Origin of the sequence: Burkholderia sp. B10 (assembly GCF_004368385.1) — a bacterium.
Lineage (GTDB): Bacteria > Pseudomonadota > Gammaproteobacteria > Burkholderiales > Burkholderiaceae > Burkholderia > Burkholderia vietnamiensis.
In genome coordinates this window covers 24,716-41,183 of record NZ_PQMX01000012.1, presented here as the reverse complement: position 1 = coordinate 41,183, position 16,468 = coordinate 24,716, and the positions used below count along the sequence as shown (strand labels likewise).

General features: G+C 66.9%; 13 protein-coding genes and 1 pseudogene. 12 read left to right on the top strand and 2 right to left on the bottom strand.

Annotation, left to right across the window (positions count from 1 at the left end; all coding sequences use genetic code 11):
• The first annotated feature begins 1 nt into the window (after position 1).
• The 3 genes from C3Y15_RS08780 to C3Y15_RS08770 all read left to right on the top strand — a co-directional run bounded on the left by C3Y15_RS08780 (position 2) and on the right by C3Y15_RS08770 (position 4,200).
• Positions 2 to 2,104, top strand: coding sequence for a bacteriophage N4 adsorption protein A (locus tag C3Y15_RS08780; protein ID WP_124259662.1), 2,103 nt, complete (start codon positions 2 to 4; stop codon positions 2,102 to 2,104).
• A 50-nt stretch (positions 2,105 to 2,154) separates the two neighbouring features.
• Positions 2,155 to 3,375 (top strand): UDP-N-acetylglucosamine 2-epimerase (non-hydrolyzing), encoded by a 1,221-nt coding sequence (wecB, locus tag C3Y15_RS08775; protein WP_185499731.1) that lies wholly within the window; start codon positions 2,155 to 2,157, stop codon positions 3,373 to 3,375.
• Between the two features lie 207 nt (positions 3,376 to 3,582).
• Positions 3,583 to 4,200, top strand: a complete 618-nt coding sequence (locus C3Y15_RS08770; RefSeq protein ID WP_046428291.1) for a glycine zipper 2TM domain-containing protein — start codon at positions 3,583 to 3,585, stop codon at positions 4,198 to 4,200.
• Positions 4,201 to 4,351: 151 nt separating this feature from the next.
• Here the strand turns inward: C3Y15_RS08770 and C3Y15_RS08765 are convergent, their stop codons facing one another.
• Positions 4,352 to 5,266 (bottom strand): LysR family transcriptional regulator, encoded by a 915-nt coding sequence (locus C3Y15_RS08765; protein ID WP_069239849.1) that lies wholly within the window; start codon positions 5,264 to 5,266, stop codon positions 4,352 to 4,354.
• A 254-nt stretch (positions 5,267 to 5,520) separates the two neighbouring features.
• Between C3Y15_RS08765 and C3Y15_RS08760 the strand changes: the two genes are divergently transcribed.
• The 8 genes and pseudogenes from C3Y15_RS08760 to C3Y15_RS08730 all read left to right on the top strand — a co-directional run bounded on the left by C3Y15_RS08760 (position 5,521) and on the right by C3Y15_RS08730 (position 12,359).
• A complete protein-coding gene (locus C3Y15_RS08760) occupies positions 5,521 to 6,303 on the top strand; it encodes a 5-oxoprolinase subunit PxpA (RefSeq protein ID WP_059888833.1) in 783 nt (260 codons plus the stop codon).
• Between the two features lie 16 nt (positions 6,304 to 6,319).
• Positions 6,320 to 6,562, top strand: coding sequence for an acetyl-CoA carboxylase (locus C3Y15_RS08755; RefSeq protein WP_034193784.1), 243 nt, complete (start codon positions 6,320 to 6,322; stop codon positions 6,560 to 6,562).
• A 4-nt stretch (positions 6,563 to 6,566) separates the two neighbouring features.
• The gene (locus tag C3Y15_RS08750) at positions 6,567 to 8,030 is read left to right on the top strand and encodes an acetyl-CoA carboxylase biotin carboxylase subunit (protein WP_059561701.1); all 1,464 of its coding nucleotides are present in this window, start codon (positions 6,567 to 6,569) and stop codon (positions 8,028 to 8,030) included.
• Complete coding sequence (locus C3Y15_RS08745) at positions 8,027 to 8,902, top strand: allophanate hydrolase subunit 1 (RefSeq protein WP_059461523.1); 876 nt, start codon at positions 8,027 to 8,029, stop codon at positions 8,900 to 8,902. The genes C3Y15_RS08750 and C3Y15_RS08745 overlap by 4 nt, the downstream gene beginning before the upstream one ends.
• Entirely contained in the window at positions 8,892 to 9,887 is a 996-nt protein-coding gene (locus tag C3Y15_RS08740; RefSeq protein WP_059561697.1) for a biotin-dependent carboxyltransferase family protein, read from the top strand. Before C3Y15_RS08745 ends, C3Y15_RS08740 begins: the two co-directional genes overlap by 11 nt.
• A 194-nt stretch (positions 9,888 to 10,081) precedes the next feature.
• Positions 10,082 to 11,437 (top strand): hypothetical protein, encoded by a 1,356-nt coding sequence (locus C3Y15_RS08735; protein ID WP_059462809.1) that lies wholly within the window; start codon positions 10,082 to 10,084, stop codon positions 11,435 to 11,437.
• 113 nt (positions 11,438 to 11,550) lie between these two features.
• Positions 11,551 to 11,769 (top strand): annotated as a pseudogene (locus tag C3Y15_RS32210) (IS5/IS1182 family transposase); the annotation flags it as partial.
• 83 nt (positions 11,770 to 11,852) lie between these two features.
• Positions 11,853 to 12,359: an N-acetyltransferase gene (locus C3Y15_RS08730; RefSeq protein ID WP_069246577.1), complete on the top strand. Its 507-nt coding sequence runs from the start codon at positions 11,853 to 11,855 to the stop codon at positions 12,357 to 12,359.
• Between the two features lie 39 nt (positions 12,360 to 12,398).
• On the opposite strand, the gene C3Y15_RS08725 is transcribed toward C3Y15_RS08730, so the two are convergent.
• Entirely contained in the window at positions 12,399 to 14,393 is a 1,995-nt protein-coding gene (locus tag C3Y15_RS08725) for a glycoside hydrolase family 28 protein (RefSeq protein ID WP_069239847.1), read from the bottom strand.
• Positions 14,394 to 14,900: 507 nt separating this feature from the next.
• On the opposite strand from C3Y15_RS08725, the gene C3Y15_RS08720 reads away from it, so the two are divergent.
• On the top strand, positions 14,901 to 16,259 hold the full coding sequence (locus tag C3Y15_RS08720) for an aspartate aminotransferase family protein (RefSeq protein WP_014724297.1): 1,359 nt from the start codon (positions 14,901 to 14,903) through the stop codon (positions 16,257 to 16,259).
• The last annotated feature ends 209 nt before the right edge of the window (positions 16,260 to 16,468 follow it).

Here is a 16,468-nt window from a genome sequence, read left to right as displayed (position 1 = left end):
CATGAAAGTCCATGCACGACCGACCTGCATCGCGATCGCACTCGGTATCGCGGCCGGCAGCGCATGCGCGCAAGGCGAGCCCGACCGGCTGCTCGAGAGCTGCTATGCGCACATTCGCGCCGGAGACGACAAAGGCGCGCTGCAATTGTTCGAGACGAGCTTCGCTCGCCGTCGGGCGACCCCGCGTCAGTATGTCGATGCCGCCTATACGGCGCACCGTCTCGGGCAGAACGACCCGGCCTACGACAAGCAGGCGCTTCGGCTGTTCGAATCGAGCTTCGCGCAGCAGCCGGGTACCGCGCGGCAATATGTCGATGCCGCGTACACGGCGTGCCGTCTCGGCAAGAACGATCCGGCCTACGACCGGCAGGCACTCCAGCTGTTCGAGGCGAGCTTCGCCAGGCACGCAGGCACGGCGCTCGAATACATCGATGCCGCCTATATCGCGCGCCGCCTGGGCGACAGCGATCCCGCTTACGACCAGCAAGCGATGCGGTTCTTCGAAGCGAGCTTCGCGCTGCAGCCCGGCACCGCGTTGCAGTACGTCGACGCCGCGTACACGGCGCGCCGGCTCGGCAAGAACGACCCGGCCTACGACAAACTCGCGCTCCGCTACTTCGACGCCAGCTTCGCGCTGCAGCCGGGCACGGCGTTGCAATACGTCGATGCGGCGTACACGGCACGTCGTCTTGGCGAGAACGATCCGGCCTACGACAAACTCGCGCTCCGCTACTTCGACGCCAGCTTCGCGCTGCAGCCGGGCACGGCGCTGCAATACGTCGATGCAGCGTACACGGCACGCCGTCTCGGCAACAGCGACCCGGCGTACGACAAGCTCGCGCTCCGCTACTTCGACGCGAGCTTCGCGCTGCAACCGGGCACGGCGCTGCAATACGTCGATGCAGCGTACACGGCACGTCGTCTCGGCCAGAACGACCCGGCCTACGACAAGCTGGCGCTCCGGTACTTCGAGGCGAGCTTCGCGCTGCAACCCGGCACCGCGCAGCAGTACCTCGACGCCGCCTATACGGCGCGCCGTCTCGGCGAGCGCGACCCGGCCTACGACAAGCTGTCGCTTCGATTCTTCGATGCGAGCTTCGCCGTGCAACCCGGCGCCGCGCATCAATACCTCGATGCGGCCTACACGGCCCGGCGCGTGGGCCGCGACTACCCGGCGTACGAGAAGGACGCGCTCCGCTATTTTGCGGCGGGCTTCACCCGCCAGCACGAGTCCGCGCTCGAATATGCGGACGCCGCGTACACGGCGCGCGGCCTGGGCGAGAACGAACTTGCCGATCGGTTCTTTCACGACAGCATCGACGCGAACGCGCAGGCGCCGCAATACGACGCCGAACAGGCTTACGCATACCGACGCGCGGTCGACGACGCGGAGCGGCGCGTCGGCGCGATCGTCAACGTCGCGTATCAATCCGGCGGGTTCAGGCCTCAGGAAACCATCGGGATTCTGCAGGGCGGCACCGAGGTCTACTGGCAGCCGCCGAAGATCGGCTACGACAACGGGCGCATTTTCCAGGTGTTCGCGCGCCAGTACTCGACGCTGTACGACCGCAGCGGCGGCATCACCGGGTTGCCGACCTTGCAGTGGTCGGTCGGCGCCCGCTACAAGCCGCTTTCGTCGCAAAACCTGGTGTTCACCGCCGAGAAACTGATGACGGGCGGACGTTACGCGTATGACGACTGGCTGTTCCGCGTCGGTTACTCGATCGACGACGGCATCGATCTGCATCCCGTCAAGCCCGACTGGACGACATGGCAGTTCTACACGGAGAGCGCGTACTTCGTGAGACAGCAACGGCTCGTTCAACCGGTCGAGCTGCGCTACGGCCATTCATGGCGGATCGATTCGATCAGCAGCCATCTGGTGATGTTCCCGCATGCGGCGATCGCCGGCGACTACGACACCCGCGCGTTGCACAAGCTCGCACTCGGCATCGGCCCCGGCATCGGCATGCGCTACTGGTTCCGCGAAAGCGCGTATCGGGCGCCGGCGAGCTGGATCGACCTCGACGTCCAGTATCGCGTGCGGTTGACCGACGCGGACCGCGCCAAAGGCTTGGTGGTTCGCGCAACGTTGTGGTTTTAAGCGTGTCGCGGACCGACGAGAAGACCGGAAATCAAATAGAGAAAATCGATATGCAACGAGTTTTGACCGTGTTCGGCACACGTCCCGAAGCGATCAAGATGGCGCCGCTCGTGCGCGCGCTGAAGCAGCACCCTGAATTCGACGTCACCGTATGTGTCACCGCCCAGCATCGGCAGATGCTCGACCAGGTGCTGTCGCTGTTCGACATCGTTCCCGACTTCGATCTGGATCTGATGCGTCAAAACCAGTCGCTGTCCGAGCTGACCGCGAACATCCTGAACGGCATCGGCCCGGTGTTCGATGCGGCCCGGCCCGACATCGTGCTGGTTCACGGCGATACGACCACCACCTTGGCGGCGAGCCTGGCCGCCTTCTATCGGCACATCCCGATCGGACACGTCGAGGCCGGGCTTCGTACCGGCAATATCTGGTCGCCGTGGCCGGAGGAACTGAACCGGCGTGTGACGGACGCCGTGTCTTCGTGGCACTTCGCGCCTTCGAAGCGCGCGGCGCAGAACCTGTACAGCGAAGGCATGACGCCGGAACAGGTGGTTCTGACGGGTAACACCGTGATCGACGCGCTGCTGCAGACACGCGAGAAGCTGGCCGCTGACCCGTGGCTCTCGGAGCGCATCGCCGCAGGATTTCCGTTTCTGGATCCGGCACGGCGGCTCATCCTCGTCACCGGTCATCGCCGCGAAAGTTTCGGCGAGCCGCTCGAACATGTGTGCCATGCGCTCCGTGAGCTCGCGACCCGCCACGACGACATCGAGCTGGTCTATCCGATGCATCTGAATCCGAACGTGACGGGACCGGTGAAAGCGATTCTTGGCGACCTCCGCAACGTCACGCTCACCGGTCCGCAAGAGTATTTGCCGTTCGTGTATCTGATGTCGAAGGCGCATCTGATCATTACCGATTCGGGCGGAATTCAAGAGGAGGCGCCAGCGCTCGGCGTGCCGGTGCTGGTGACGCGCGATACGACCGAGCGGCCCGAGGCATTGGAAGCCGGTACCGCACGTCTGGTCGGCACCGACCGCGGCCGGATCGTCGCGCAGGTCGAAGCGCTGCTCAACGATCGCCACGAATACGAGCAGATGGCACACGCGGTGAACCCGTACGGCGACGGGCATGCAAGCGAGCGCATCGTCGCCGCGCTCGAAAAGCCCGGGCACTCGCCGTGCGAGCCGCACATGGGTCACGGCGATTCGTACCCGACGTCGACACGGGACGCATTGGCCGCCGCGCCGGCCGCGATACGCGCTACGTGAGTATGGCGGGGCCGATCGGGTGATTGCGCAGCGCTGAGCGATGGAAGGGGCGGAGCGGCCGCGCGCCGCCGATTTCCTCCGCAACAGACTTTACACGTTGTTACCCGGCCGCACCGGACGCGCATCGGCCCTTTCCTTATACTCACGCCGAGTTCGCCACCCGTTCCGGCATTCGTCGGCGAACACGTAGCCGATGCAGGAAACATCATGATGCGCATGCCTTCCACGAAGACCGTTCTGTTCGCCTCGCTCGTCGCCGTGGCGGCGCTCCCGCTGACCGCGTGCGTCGCACCGGGCTACGGCCCCTACGGCACCCAACCCTATCAACAGCAGCCGTACGCGACGCCTGGCTACGCGCAGCCCGCCTATGCGCAACCGGGCTACGTGCAGCCGCAGCAGCCGGCTTATCCGGCTCAGGCGCCGCAGTACGATCAATACGGCAATCAGCAGCCGTACGGCGGCCAGTACGGCAACGGCTACGGCACGCAATACGGCACCGTCTCGAACATCCAGCCGGTCAACGGATCGGTCGGCACGTCGGGTGTGGCCGGCACCGTCGTCGGCGCGCTGGTCGGCGGCGTGCTCGGCAACCAGTTCGGCCGCGGCCACGGCCGCGAGGCGGCCACCGTGATCGGCGCCCTCGGCGGCGCCGTGGCCGGCAACCAGATCGGCCAGCAGATGGGCGCCGCGCAGCCGCCGAGCAGCTACCGGATCGACGTGCAGGTCAGCGACGGCTCGATGCGCTCGTTCGACGTGCAGTCGCCCGGCGATCTGCGTCCGGGCGATCGCGTGCAGATCAACGGCAATCAGTTGTCGCGTTATTGAGCGGGCGGCGCGCGCCCGAACGGCTCGGGCGCACTGTCTGGTTGCGTTTACGGCTCCAGGCGTCGCCGGCATGGCTCGTCAGACGGATGGGATGCCCTATCCAGCCAGCACGGCAAAACGGATTCAGGCTTCGCGCAATCAGCCCCACCTACTACTTCCGCTTGGGCGGCCCACCGATTTCCGCTGGTCTGACGAAATAGTCGCGCAGCGCGTGCATCGCGGGGCTCAGCTCGATGTTCTTGCGCCACGCAAGGCCGACGCTCATCGGCGGCACCGGGTCGCGTAACACGATCGTCTCGATGCGCCGCCCCTCGAGCGACCACGGCCGATACACCATGTCGGACAGAATCGCGACGCCGCTGCCGTTCGCGACCATGCTGCGCACGGCCTCCACGGACGACGTGCGCAGGATCACGTTGGGCCGATACGGCGTCTCGCTCCAGTAGCGCAGCGCGGTCTGGCCGGCCTCGTCCACCGTCAACATCACGAACGGTTCGTTCGCCACCTCCGCGAACGTGACGCTCTCGCGCTTGAGCAGCGGATGATGCGCGCCGACCCACAACCGACGCACCGAATGGATCACGGGCTCCAGCACGAGTTCGGGATTCGACACGTTCGACGTCAGCAGCACGGCCATGTCGTAGCGGCTCGCGATCAGCCCCTCTTCGATCGACTCGCGGTTCAGTTCGTGCAGGTTGATCGTCAGCCGCGGATAAAGTGTGCTCAGGCGCAGCACATGTTGCGGCAGAAAATAGCCGAGCACGGTGTAGCTCGCGGCGATCGCGAGCGTGCCCGTCACCGTGCTTGCGAGGTTCGGAACCCGCATCGCCTCGTCGACCGACGACAGGATGGCATACGCGTGATTGAGAAAGCGCCAGCCGGTGTCGGTGAGCGTCACGCCCGCGGACGTGCGCAGAAACAGTTGCGTGCCGAGGCTTTCCTCCAGCTCCTTGATCGCGCTCGTCACGGCCGACTGCGAGATCGTGAGCTGGATCGCGGCCTGCGAGATCTGGCCAAGCTCGGCCGTGGCGACGAAGTATTTGAGCTGTCTGAGGGTCAGGGCCATGGCCGACGGGAAGCGGAGCGGTGCGCAATAAATATCATATCGATCGCGCGACCGCCACCGGCGGGGATCCATGAAGGCCCCGAAGTCCAGCCGGGGCCGGGCTCGCGCCCGTTCTCGTCGATATCGAAAAAATCGATACGTCGCATACAAAAATAGAACTATTTTGACGTCCCGTGCGCGGCTAACCTCCTTTCGACACTGCTTCGGCTCGCGCAGCAGCGCGCATCGACCGAGAACCTGGAGGATCCCCAAGCATGAGCAAGCAAAGCGTCGACCTGAATTCGGACATGGGCGAAGGCTTCGGCCCGTGGACGATCGGCGACGGCGTCGACGAACAGATCATGCCGCTGATCAGCTCGGCCAACATCGCCACCGGCTTTCATGCCGGCGACCCGAACATCATGGCGCGCACGGTGCAGCTGGCGCGCGCCGCCGGCGTCGGCATCGGCGCGCATCCGGGCTTTCGCGATCTGGTCGGCTTCGGCCGCCGCGCGATCGCCGAAACGCCGCAGGCGCTCGTCAACGACATCGTCTACCAGCTCGGCGCGCTGCGCGAGTTCGCGCGGCTCTACGGCGTGCGCCTTCAGCATCTGAAGCCGCACGGCGCGCTTTACATGCACGCGGCGGCCGACGAGGCGTTCTCGCGGCTGCTGATCGAGACGCTGCAGCGCGTCGATCCCGGCCTGTGGCTGTACTGCATGGAAGCGTCGGCGACGTACCGCGTCGCCGCCGAATACGGTCAGCCGGTGGTGCGCGAGTTCTACGCCGATCGCGACTACGACCGCAGCGGCTCGATCGTGTTCACGCGCCGCGTCGGACGCCTGGATCCCGGCCTGGTCGCCGACAAGGTGCTGCGCGCCTGCATCGACGGCAAGGTGCATACGATCGAAGGAGACGACATCGACATCGATTTCGACTCCGTCTGCATCCATAGCGACACGCCGGGCGCGCTCGAACTCGTGCGCAGAACGCGCGACGCGCTGGTTCGCGAAGGCATTCGCACCGCCGCCCCGCTACCGCTCGCCGCACATCACTGATTCAAGGAGACGCATGATGGCATTGCACGATATCGTCAGCCCGCTGCCGGGCACCTTTTACCGCCGTCCGTCGCCCGACGCGGACTACTACGTCGCCGTCGACGCGCCCGTGATGGCGGGTGCGGTCGTCGGCCTCGTCGAAGTGATGAAGCAGTTCACCGAGATCGAAGCCGACGTGTCGGGGCGTGTTGCCGAGCTGCTCGTCGAAGACGGCGAGCCGGTGGACGCAGGCCAGGTGCTGATGCGGATCGAGGAGTGACGCGATGAGCCTCGCAACTTCCTCCGGCACGTTCTATCGCCCGTCGCGGATCCGGACCGTGCTGGTCGCGAACCGCGGCGAGATCGCGGTGCGCATCATCCGCGCCGCACACGAGCTCGGCATGCGCGCGGTCGCCGTGGTCAGCGACGCCGACCGCGACAGCCTCGCCGCGCGCATGGCCGACGAAGCGATCCACATCGGCCCGTCGCATGCGGCGAAGAGCTATCTGAATCCCGCGGCCATTCTCGATGCCGCGCGCCGCTGCGGCGCAGACGCCATTCATCCCGGCTACGGCTTTCTGTCCGAGAACGCGGCCTTCGCCGCGCAGGTCGAGGCGGCCGGCCTGATCTTCGTCGGCCCCGACGCGCACGTGATCGCGACGATGGGCGACAAGGCCCGCGCACGCGAAACCGCGCAGCGCGCCGGCGTGCCGACCGTGCCCGGCAGCGACGGCGTCGTGCACTCGCTCGAAGAAGCGCAGGCAGTCGCTGCGCGCATCGGCTATCCGCTGATGATCAAGGCGGCCGCGGGCGGCGGCGGGCGCGGCATCCGCGTCGCGCACGACGCCGCGCAACTCGAGGCCGAGCTGCCGCTCGCGCAGCGCGAGGCGCAGGCCGCGTTCGGCAACGGCGGCGTCTATCTCGAACGCTTCATCGCACGCGCGCGGCACATCGAGGTGCAGGTGCTGGGCGACGGCCGCAACGTCGTGCACCTGTTCGAGCGCGAATGTTCGCTGCAACGGCGACGCCAGAAGATTCTCGAGGAGGCGCCGTCGCCTTCGCTTACGCCGGCGCAGCGCGACGCGCTGTGCGAGTCGGCGACGCGTCTCGCGCGAGAAGTCGGCTACCGCAGCGCGGGCACGCTCGAATATCTGTACGACGACGCCCGCGGCGAGTTCTACTTCATCGAGATGAATACCCGCATCCAGGTCGAGCATCCGGTGACCGAGGCGATCACGGGCATCGATCTCGTGCGCGAGACGCTGCGCATCGCCGACGGCGAGCCGCTGCGTTTCGCGCAGCAAGACATCGCGATGCGCGGCGCGGCGATCGAATGCCGGATCAACGCGGAAGATCCGTTGCAGGATTTCCGTCCGAACCCTGGACGCATCGATACGCTCGTGTGGCCGACCGGCGCCGGCACACGCATCGACTCGCTGCTCTATCCGGGCTACGTCGTGCCGCCGTTCTACGACTCCCTGCTCGCCAAGCTGATCGTGCACGACGAGAGCCGCGCGGCCGCGCTGCAACGCCTCGCGCGCGCGCTGGGCGAGCTGCACGTCGGCGGCGTGAAGACCACCGCACCGTTGCACCTCGCGCTGCTCGCGGACGACGACGTGCGGGCCGGCCGCTACCACACCAATTTTCTCGAAGCGTGGATGCCGCAATGGCGCGAGGCCGTGACGGCCCGCGCCCGGCAACACGCGGATACGGAAGCAGACGCCACGCGCGTCGGGGAGGCACAGTGACGGCCCGTTATACCTTCGGCGGCGACGAGTTCGTGTTCGTCGAGATCAGCGAATCGATGTCGCTCGACGCCTTCTTCAAGGGCACGGCGATCACGCGCGAACTGCAGCGCCGCGCGGTGCCGGGCATCACCGAGATCTGTCCGGCGAACGCGTCCTACCAGGTGCGCTACGACCCCGACGTGATCGAGCCCGACGCGCTCGTCGCGCTGCTCCGGACGATCGAGACGGAGGCCGGCGATGCGCCGCTCGAACTCGACACGCGTATCGTCGAGGTGCCCGTGCTCTACAACGACCCGTGGACGCACGAGACGATGATGCGGTTTCGCGAGCGTCATCAGGATCCGACGTCGACCGATCTCGAGTACGCCGCGCGCATCAACGGCAAGCGCGACGTCGACGAATTCATCGCCGCGCACTCCGGTTCGCCGTGGTTCGTCTCGATGGTCGGCTTCGTCGCGGGGCTGCCGTTCATGTATCAGATGGTCGAACGCGCGCGCCAGCTCGAAGTGCCGAAATACCTGCGGCCGCGCACCGACACGCCGAAGCTCACGGTCGGGCACGGCGGCTGCTTCGGCTGCATCTACTCGGTGCGCGGCGCGGGCGGCTACCAGATGTTCGGCGTGACGCCGGCGCCGATCTTCGATCCCGCGCAGCGGCTCGACTATCTGCACGACTTCATGGTGTTCTTCCGGCCCGGCGACATCGTGAAGTTCCAGCCGATCGATCGCGCTGCGTACGACGCAGCAGTGGCGGCCGTCGACGCCGGAACCTTCTCGCTGCGGGTGCGCCCCGTGAAGTTCTCGCTCGACGCGTTCCGGCGCGATCCCGATGCGTATAACCGTTCTCTCGTCGAGGTGCTGCATGCCGACTGATCCGCACGATCTGATCGAGGTTCTGAAACCGGGCCTCGCCACCTCCGTCCAGGATATGGGCCGGCAAGGCTGCTATCACGTCGGCATTCCGCCGTCGGGCTCGCTCGACCAGTACGCGTCGCGCGCGGCGAACCTGCTGGTCGGCAATCCCGAAGAGGTGGCCGTGCTCGAATGCACGCTGCTCGGCCCCGAACTGCTGTTCCATATGGACGCGCTCATCGCCGTCACCGGCGCCGAGATGACGCCGAAGATCGACGGCATCGCGCAAAGCTGCGACGTCGCGCTCCGGATTCGCGCGGGCAGCGTGCTGTCGTTCCAGTACGTGAAGGCCGGCGCGCGTGCGTATCTGGCCGTCGCGGGCGGCATCGACGTGCCGGTCGTACTCGGCAGCCGTTCGACCTATACGCTCGGCGCGATCGGCGGCCTTGCGGGCCGGCGCCTGCAGAAAGGCGATCGGCTGCCGGTCGGCGCCGTGCACGGCGCGCCGCGCGAAGGGCGCGAACTGCCGGCATCGATGCGCCGGCCGCTCGACAGCCACGTCGCCCTGCGCGTGCTGACGGGCCTGTACCACCACCGGCTGACCGACGCGTCGGCGCAGACGTTCTTCGACGATGCGTGGACCGTCGCGCCCGAGGCGGACCGCATCGGCTACCGCTACAAGAACGGGCGGCCGCTGCAGTTTCGGCCGCGCGAACAACCGTTCGGCGCGGGCGCGGATCCGTCGAACATCGTCGACGCATGCTATCCGGTCGGCTCGATCCAGGTGCCGGCCGGGCTCGAGCCGATCATCCTGCATCGCGATGCGGTCTCCGGCGGCGGCTACGCGACCATCGGCACGGTCATCAGCGCCGACATGGACCTGATCGGACAGATGCAGCCGAACCATCGCGCGCGCTTCGTGCCCGTGACGATGGCCGACGCGCTCGCGGCACGCCGCGCGTACCGCCAGCGCCTGGCGTTGCTGCGCGCCGCGCTTCAGGGCTAGACGCCGCGCGGCCCGGCGCCGCCGGCACCTTTTCTCGCTCCGCATTCATTCCCGCGCGACCGCGTGCCGCGCGGCGGATGCGTGCGCGCCGTTTCAGCCGGACCGGTTGCCCATCCGACGTCGGGGCAACCCTGCGGAAGCAGTTGCCGCGGCCAGGACGTCGTTCGCAGCTTTGCTCATCGAGGAGCACCACCATGGCCAACCTGGCTCATGCCGACGCCGACGAGGATCTCGACCTGTCGACGCTCGCCATTCCCGATCACGCGCGCATGCCGCCCTTCTCGCTGACGATGGCGTGGTGGGCCGTGTGCAGCGCGGTGTTCTACATCGTCGTCGGCGCGACGCTCGCGCTCAGCTACGGCGCCCGCAACGCACTGATCGGCATGGCGCTGTCGGTCGTGTCGTACGGCGTGGTCAATTCGATCATCAGCCGCTACGCGATACGCACGGGCCTGTCGGTCGCGCTGTTCTCGCGCGTGCTGTTCGGCAGCGCGGGCGCGGCGCTCGCCACCCTGATCTTCTTCGCGACGGCAATCTACTACGCGGTGTTCGAGGGTTCGGTGATCGCGGTCGCCGCGCATCACCAGTTCCCCGCGCTCGACTACAAGTGGGTCGCGCTGATCGTGGTGTGCTACAGCGTGCCGCTCGTGTTCGGCAGCGTGCAGCATTGGCTCGACAAGTTCAACGGCACGCTGCTGCCGTTTTACCTGATCGGCCTGTGTGCCGCGGTCGGACTCACGACGGCGGAGTACGGCTACAACGCCGCCTGGCTCGATTTCGGACCGGCAGGCGGCGCGCCGGCCGGCGGCTGGTGGCAGTGCTTCGTCTACTACATGGGCGTGTGGGTGCTGATGATGTTCACGTTCGACTACGCGCGCTTCGGCCGCAAGGAGGACGCCAGCTATCACGGCCGCTTCAACTTCGGCATGCCGTTCTATCTCGTGACGTTCCTGTTGAACGGCGCGGTGGGCATCTACGTCGTCAGCACGACGCCGGGGCTCGGCACGCTGTCCGAAGTATCGGTCGTGCTCGCGCTGCTGAAGCTGATGGGCGTGTGGGGGCTGCTGTTCGTGTGGGTCACGCAGTCGCGCATCAACACCGCGAACTACTATCTCGCGACGGTCAACATGCAGGCGTTCTTTCAGAAAGTGGCCGGGCTGCGCGCACCGAAGTTCGTGTGGGCGGTCGTGGTGGGCGCGGTGGTGTACGGCTTGATGATGGCCGACGTCTTTTCCCGGATTCTGCAGGCGCTCGCGTATCAGGGCATCTTCGTCGTCGCGTGGGTCGCAGTCGCGCTCGCGCACATTCTCTCGGACCGTTACGGACAACTCGTGGGCGACGACATCGAATGCCGCGACGCGCACGTGCCGACCTTCAATCCGGGCGGCCTGATTGCGTGGTTCGCGGGCGCGTTCGCCGGACTCGCGCTGAACCAGGCGTCGGGATTCGCCGCGTCGCTATCGGCGCCGGCGACCTTCGTGGTGTCGTGGCTCGCGTATCGCGCGCTGCTGGGCGCGGCGAAGCGGACGTGGTTCGTGCGGAACGTGTAAGAGCGCGCATTGGCTGGTGTCCGGCGAGCGCTGTTTCAGCCGGTTTCGTTCTTCCGAAGGTGGATTGAACAGGCTGCTCGGTTCAATTTGCCCGCTGCCGACGTGACCCGACGCGGCGCGGAAATGCGGCTCGTCTCGCCTGGAAAGGACGAGCCGCGGAAAGCAAGGAGCGACCTGAACGGCACCGCTGGGTCGCCGAACGCACGCATGCCTGCTTTGCCGGCAGTTTCGGTAGACTATGCATTCGTTTCGAGCGTCATCTCGACGTTCTTGCTGCATTGCTCTCGCCGGCTACTGCCGTCATCTGCTCACGCTTCGTCGATGACCTGTGTCAGCCGGCCTTGGCATCGCAATGCGCTGCTGCGCGTCGCGCGCCGCAGCTGCCCGTTCCGCAAACCAGCGACGACCCCGACCGATGATCACGATCCGCCTGCTCGACGCCGCCGACGCGGCGCAATTCAAATCCGTCCGCCTTCGCGCTATCGACACGTCGCCGACCTCATTCCTGCCTACCCACGCCGAAGAAGTCGTGGTGCCGCTCGAAGCATTCGCAGCGCGCATCGCACCCACGCATGAGCGCGCGGTGTTCGGCGCATTCGACGGCGAGTTGCTCATCGGCACCACCGGCGTGTACCGCGATGCACGCGCGAAGGTCGCGCACAAGGGGACGATCTGGGGCGTGTTCGTCGATGCCGCCTATCGCGGGCGCGGCGTCGCGCAAACGCTGCTGGACAGCGCATCCGCGCATGCGTCGCAGGCGTGGCAATGCGCGCAACTGATGCTGTGCGTCAACGAGATCAACGGCGGCGCGCAGCGGTTGTACGAGTCGCTGGGATTCGTGCGGTTCGGCACGGAACCGCGCTCGCTGTGCGTCGACGGCCGCTTCTACGACGAACACCATATGGTCAAGATTCTCGCGTGACGCGATCGCGCGCGTACGAAACGCCGCCCACCGGGCGTATCAGCGCCGATCGGTGATCGACGTGTCGACGACTTGCCCCGCGATCGTCACGTTCGCGAGCGTCATCGCGCTCACGTTGAACGCGTAGATCGGACCCGGCGACGTGACCGTCGCCACCCCCGACGCGACCGGCGTGCCGAAGTCGCAGTTGCTGATCGTCACGCCGGAAATCGGCTGCACGGCCGGCGTCGGCGGCGCGCCGTTGTAGTCGAACGCGACGGGCCCCTGCGCGACGATCGCCTGGAAGCACGACGCGCTCACGCCGTTCAACGTCACGTTGCTCGCCTTCACGTCGGAGATCGTCACGTTCTGCACGACGGGCGGCCGCGTGCGCACCGCGTCGTTGGCCGGCTGATAGTCGCAGTCGAACGTGACGATGCCGCCCTGTGCGGCCGACGGATTGCCGGCCGCCGCCGTGACGACGCCGAGCGCGACGCTCGCGTTGATCGGGCTGCCGGCGAGCAGCGCGCTGCCGTAGCCGCCGCCCTTCAGGTTCACGCCGTTCGGCAGCACGACGCCTTTCACGTGGAAGTCCTTCACGTAACCGCCGCGGTTCATGTTGGTCTTCACGCGAATCGCGATGTTCAGCGGATTGGTCTGCCAGTTCGCGTTCAGCATCGACAGGTTGGTCGCATAGATCTGCTCGACGCCGCCGCCCATTTCGCTGCCGAGCGTAATCCCGCCGTGGCCGCTGTTCATCGTGCAGTCGCGAATCAGGTGTCGCTTCGCGGGCCCGTATTCGGTGTCCCGATCCTTGCCCGACTTGATCGCGATGCAATCGTCGCCGGTGTTGAACGTGCAGCGCTCGCACAGCACGTCGGTGCACGCGTCGGGATCGAAGCCGTCGTTGTTCGGACCGATGCTGTTGGTCGTCACGCCGCGGATCACGACGTTGCGGCTCGCGGTCGGATGATGCTGCCAGAACGGCGTGTTCTGCGTCTGGTAGTTCTCCATCAACACGTTCGTGCAGCCGATGAATTCGACCATGCACGGCCGCAGATAGTGGCCGAGCCCGAAGATGCGCCGCTCGACCGGCACGCCGGCTTCGGACAGTGCGGGCAGGTAGTTCTGGTCCTGCTGCCACGGCGTGACCGGCGAGGTGAGCAGCGCGTAGAGCGCGTCCGGAATCGCCGGTGCGACGAGCCGCAGATCCACGTTGTTCGGATTCGCGAACGCCTGGCTCGGCACGGACGCGTTCCCGCCATACGCGCCCGACGAGCCCTTGTAGGTCCACCAGCAGACGCTGCCGGCTCCGCTACCCGCGAAGGGCGTCATCGCCTGCCCGTTCAGCACCGACGTCGCGCCTTCGCCGGTCAGCGCGATGTTGGTCGCATTGCGCGCGTAGACGGGCGCGCCGTAGTTCAGACAGTCGTTCGCCTGCCAACGGCTGTAGTACAGCCGGCCGTTCGCGCCGCAGTCGACCGGGCCGTCCTTCGCGTAATCGGCCGGGTTCGGACTGAAGTAGATCGTGCAGTTCACGCTCAGATGGAAATTCACGTTGCTCTGCAGCACGATCGGCCCCGCGCAGTACCAGTTGCCGGCCGGCACGATCACACTGCCACCGCCTTCACGCGCGCATGCGTCGATCGCCGCGAGAAATGCCGGGCGCGAGTCGAACGCGCCGGGCGCGGTCGTCAGTTCGGCGCCGGGGCTCACCGGCGATTTGGCCGACGGGTACGGCGACGTCTGCGCGACGGTCGCGCACGAGCGCGCGCCATAGTGCGTCACGTCGAATTCGCGGTGGCGGAACGCGCGCCGCGACACATGCGCGAGCGATGCGGCGATACGCGCGGCCGCGCCGTGCTCGCCCCAGATCGCGTCGGGCGCAACATCGGCTGCGGCGACGTGGGCGAACGCACGGGTGGCCGCGAGTGGACCGCCGAACACTGCCCCGCCGGCGAGCGTGCCGGTCCAGCCGATGAAGTCGCGGCGCGTCAGCCGCTTCGAAGAAGGCGAACGGGCGGGCAAAGACGAACGGCGACGGCTTGCGGCCATGGGCATTTCTCCGGAAGGGGGTATCGGGTCGTGTGCGACGCGACCATATTCGTACGTCGTCGTATCACATGGGCAAGTCTAGGCGCGTTCGTGGTCGGGCATGTATTTGTCGTTTACCCTCGATTCTCGCTGCACAAATTCGGATGTGTGCGCGCACTCACGTGAGATCCGTGAGCGTCGGTGAGATATGTCGTCGTATGTTTATGCGCACAAATTGCTGCCTGCGCCCCCATCGCGTTCGATGAATCGGGACGGTTCTCGGGCACCTTCCTCATGCGAGCCGGCTTGTGAAAGACTCGAGCGCCACGTATGAACACCTTCACCGCGCCAACGGCTTCGCGTACGTCCGACATCTGGCGGTGTCGCCATGTCGCCAATCGGCCATAACTCTGCAACACCTACGCGCAGCGCCCTTCGAATCGCCTACCTGCCTCCGTGATTCCGCCTCTGTTCAACGCCCCGCCCGTCGCGCTATCGTTGCTCCACCTTCACCACCAGGAGCTGCCTTTGCCTTCCCGCCACGGAGTCGACCTGACCCGCGCCCGCGCACTGTTCGATCGCGAGCGCCATGCATTCACCGAAGCCATGCCGGTTTCCCGCGCGCTGTCCGCGGAAGCGTCCGAGCATCTGCTGTTCGGCGTGCCGTTGCACTGGATGCAGGACTGGTCGACACCGTTCTCGCTGGTCGTGAAGGAAGCGCGCGGCGCGACCTTCACCGACGTCGACGGGCATCGCTACGCAGACTTTTGCCTCGGCGACACCGGCGCGATGTTCGGCCATGCGCCCGAACCCGTCGCGCGGGCGCTCGCCGAACAGGCGACGCGCGGCTACACGACGATGCTGCCGAGCGAAGACGCCGCGTGGGTGTCGGGCGAACTCGCGCGCCGCTTCCGGCTGCCGGTCTGGCAGTTCGCGCTGAGCGCGAGCGACGCGAACCGCTTCGTGCTGCGCTGGGCGCGCGCCGCCACCGGCCGCAACACGATCATCGTGTTCAACGGCTGCTATCACGGCACGGTCGACGACGTGTTCGTCGACCTCGTCGACGGGCGCCCGGTGCAGCGCGACAGCCTGCTCGGGCAGTCCTACGACCTGCTCGCGAACACGCGCGTGGTCGAGTTCAACGATCTGCACGCGCTCGAAGCCGCGCTGAAGGACGGCGACGTCGCCTGCGTGCTCGCCGAACCGGCGATGACGAACATCGGGATGGTGTTGCCGGAGCCGGGCTTCTGGGACGCCGCGCGCGCACTGACGCGCCGTTACGGCACGCTGCTCGTGATCGACGAGACGCACACGATCAGCAGCGGGCCGGGCGGCTACGCGGCCGCGCACGGGCTGGAACCCGACGCGCTGGTGGTCGGCAAGCCGATCGCCGGCGGCGTGCCGTGCGCGGTGTACGGCTTCAGCGCCGAATTCGCGGAGCGCGCGAAGCAGGCGAAGCTGAACGCGCCGCCCGGCCATTCGGGGATCGGCACGACGCTCACCGCCAACATGCTCGCGATGCACGCGATGCGCGCGACGCTCGCGGAGGTCGCGACCGAAGCCGCGTACGCGCACATGTTCGAACTGGCCGCGCGACTCGCGACCGGGCTCGAGCAGACCATCGCGAAGCACGGGCTGCCGTGGTGCGTGACGCGCATCGGCGCGCGCACCGAATTCCAGTTCACGCCGGTGCCGCCGCGCAACGGCACGCTGGCGGGCGAACAGCTCGACAGCGAACTCGAGCACATCGTCCATCTGTACCTGCTGAACCGCGGCGTGCTGATCACGCCGTTCCACAACATGATGCTGGTGTGCCCGCAGACGACTGCCGACGACGTCGACAAGCTGGTCGCGCAGTTCGACGCGTGCCTGGGCGAACTCGTGTGATGCGGTGACGCGCGCTCGACGTCGCGGGAAGGTGCCGGCCGCGTCGAAGCGGCCGCACGTCGCGAGACGCGCGTGCGGCGTTCGGTGAGATCGACGAAGTCATGCGCTCAGTAGCGCGATGGACGTGACGCACGAGAATGCGCGCGAGAATGCGCATGAACGTTCGGCTGGCGGCGCTGGCGAGCTAACGTGAGCGGACCCACTCCACC

Excerpts from the sequence above, each read along its gene's own strand:
- wecB (WP_185499731.1), top strand. The coding sequence starts at position 2,155 with ATGCAACGAGTTTTGACCGTGTTCGGCACACGTCCCGAAGCGATCAAG.
- C3Y15_RS08760 (WP_059888833.1), top strand. The coding sequence starts at position 5,521 with ATGAGCAAGCAAAGCGTCGACCTGAATTCGGACATGGGCGAAGGCTTC.
- C3Y15_RS08735 (WP_059462809.1), top strand. The coding sequence starts at position 10,082 with ATGGCCAACCTGGCTCATGCCGACGCCGACGAGGATCTCGACCTGTCG.
- C3Y15_RS08750 (WP_059561701.1), top strand. The coding sequence starts at position 6,567 with ATGAGCCTCGCAACTTCCTCCGGCACGTTCTATCGCCCGTCGCGGATC.
- C3Y15_RS08780 (WP_124259662.1), top strand. The coding sequence starts at position 2 with ATGAAAGTCCATGCACGACCGACCTGCATCGCGATCGCACTCGGTATC.
- C3Y15_RS08730 (WP_069246577.1), top strand. The coding sequence starts at position 11,853 with ATGATCACGATCCGCCTGCTCGACGCCGCCGACGCGGCGCAATTCAAA.
- C3Y15_RS08725 (WP_069239847.1), bottom strand. The coding sequence starts at position 14,393 with ATGGCCGCAAGCCGTCGCCGTTCGTCTTTGCCCGCCCGTTCGCCTTCT.
- C3Y15_RS08770 (WP_046428291.1), top strand. The coding sequence starts at position 3,583 with ATGATGCGCATGCCTTCCACGAAGACCGTTCTGTTCGCCTCGCTCGTC.
- C3Y15_RS08765 (WP_069239849.1), bottom strand. The coding sequence starts at position 5,266 with ATGGCCCTGACCCTCAGACAGCTCAAATACTTCGTCGCCACGGCCGAG.
- C3Y15_RS08740 (WP_059561697.1), top strand. The coding sequence starts at position 8,892 with ATGCCGACTGATCCGCACGATCTGATCGAGGTTCTGAAACCGGGCCTC.
- C3Y15_RS08755 (WP_034193784.1), top strand. The coding sequence starts at position 6,320 with ATGGCATTGCACGATATCGTCAGCCCGCTGCCGGGCACCTTTTACCGC.